Here is a 2,400-nt window from a genome sequence, read left to right on the forward strand (position 1 = left end):
AGGGCCCACACCTCCATCTCACCGAAGCGCTGGCCACCGAACTGGGCCTTACCGCCGAGCGGCTGCTGCGTGATCATGGAGTAGGGACCGGTCGAACGAGCGTGGATCTTGTCGTCGACCAGGTGGAGCAGTTTGAGGATGTAGATGTAGCCGACCGCGATCGGATACGGGAACGGGTCGCCGGAGCGGCCGTCGAACAGTCGTGCCTTGCCGCTCTGCTGCACCATCCGGTCACCGTCACGGTTGGCGATGGTGCTGCTCAGCAGACCGACGATCTCCTCTTCGCTGGCGCCGTCGAAGACCGGGGTCGCCATGTTGGTGCGCGGGGCGACCTTCTCGAAGCCCTTGTCACGCAGCCGCTCGGCCCAGGCCTCCTGGACGCCGGAGATGTCCCAGCCCCGGGCGGCGATCCACCCCAGGTGGGTCTCCAGCACCTGGCCGACGTTCATCCGGCCCGGCACGCCAAGGGGGTTGAGGATGATGTCGACCGGGGTGCCGTCCTCCAGGAACGGCATGTCCTCGACCGGAAGGATCTTGGAGATGACGCCCTTGTTGCCGTGACGGCCGGCGAGCTTGTCACCGTCGGTGATCTTACGCTTCTGGGCCACGTGCACGCGGACCAGCTCGTTGACCCCCGGCGGCAGCTCGTCGCCCTGCTCGCGGGAGAACATGCGTACCTCGATCACGGTCCCGCTCTTGCCGTGCGGCACCTTCAGCGAGGTGTCGCGGACTTCGCGGGCCTTCTCCCCGAAGATCGCGCGCAGCAGCCGCTCCTCCGGGGTGAGCTCGGTCTCGCCCTTGGGCGTGACCTTGCCGACCAGGATGTCGCCGGGTACGACCTCGGCGCCGATGCGGATGATGCCGCGCTCGTCGAGGTCGGCCAGGACCTCCTCGGAGACGTTGGGGATGTCCCTGGTGATCTCCTCCGGGCCCAGCTTGGTGTCACGGGCGTCGACCTCGTGCTCCTCGATGTGGATCGAGGAGAGGACGTCGTCCTGGACCAGCCGCTGGGACAGGATGATCGCGTCTTCGTAGTTGTGGCCCTCCCACGGCATGAACGCCACGAGCAGGTTCTTGCCGAGCGCCATCTCACCCTTGTCGGTGCAGGGCCCGTCGGCGATCACCTGGTTGGCCTCGACCCGGTCGCCCTCGGCGACGATGGGCTTCTGGTTGACCGCGGTGCCCTGGTTGGAGCGCTTGAACTTGGCGACGCGGTAGGTGGTGCGGGTGCCGTCGTCGTTCATCACGGTGACGTAGTCGGCGGAGACCTCCTCGACCACACCGGCCTTCTCGGCGCTGATCACGTCGCCGGTGTCGGTCGCGGCACGGTATTCCATGCCGGTGCCGACCAGCGGCGCCTCGCTCTTGATCAGCGGCACCGACTGGCGCTGCATGTTCGCGCCCATCAGGGCCCGGTTGGCGTCGTCGTGCTCAAGGAAGGGGATCATCGCGGTGGCGACCGACACCATCTGGCGCGGCGACACGTCGATGTAGTCGACCTCTTGGGAGCCCACGTACTCGAACTCGCCACCCTTACGCCGGACCAGCACGCCCCGCTCCGCGAGCGCGCCGTCCTCCGCGAGCCGCGAGTTCGCCTGGGCGATGACGAACCGATCCTCCTCGTCGGCGGTGAGGTAGTCGGTCCGGTCGATCACCTTGCCGTCGACGACCTTGCGGTAAGGCGTCTCGACGAAGCCGAAGGCGTTGAGACGGCCGAAGCACGCGAGGTAGCCGATGAGGCCGATGTTGGGGCCTTCAGGCGTCTCGATCGGGCACATCCGGCCATAGTGGGACGGGTGCACGTCACGCACCTCCATGCCCGCCCGCTCACGGGACAGACCGCCGGGACCCAGCGCGGAAAGACGCCGCTTGTGCGTCAGACCGGCCAGCGGGTTGGTCTGGTCCATGAACTGCGAGAGCTGCGAGGTGCCGAAGAACTCCTTCATGGACGCCACGACCGGGCGGACGTTGATCAGGGTCTGCGGCGTGATGGCCTCGACGTCCTGCGTGGTCATGCGCTCGCGGACGACCCGCTCCATGCGGGCCAGGCCCAGGCGGACCTGGTTCTGGATCAGCTCGCCGACGTTGCGCACGCGGCGGTTGCCGAAGTGGTCGATGTCGTCGACCTCCACGACGGCGTCGCCCATCGAAGTCTCGCCGGCGTGCAGCCGGACGATGTATTCGATCATCGAGACGATGTCGTCTTCGGTCAGGGTGCCCTGGGTGATCTCCGAGTCGACCCCGAGCTTCTTGTTGATCTTGTAACGACCCACCTTGGCGAGGTCGTAACGCTTGGGGTTGAAGAAGAGGTTCTCCAGCAGGGTCTGCGCCGACTCCTTGGTCGGCGGCTCACCCGGCCGCAGCTTGCGGTAGATGTCGAGCAGCGCGTCGTCCTGGCCG

At 67.0% G+C, this 2,400-nt stretch carries 1 protein-coding gene; it reads right to left on the minus strand.

From position 1 onward, the window contains the following. The coding region (rpoB, locus tag ACWD0F_RS51955) for a DNA-directed RNA polymerase subunit beta (protein ID WP_449890548.1) at positions 1-2,400 on the minus strand (2,400 nt) is incomplete at both ends.

It is taken from the genome of Nonomuraea sp. NPDC002799, from assembly GCF_053592075.1.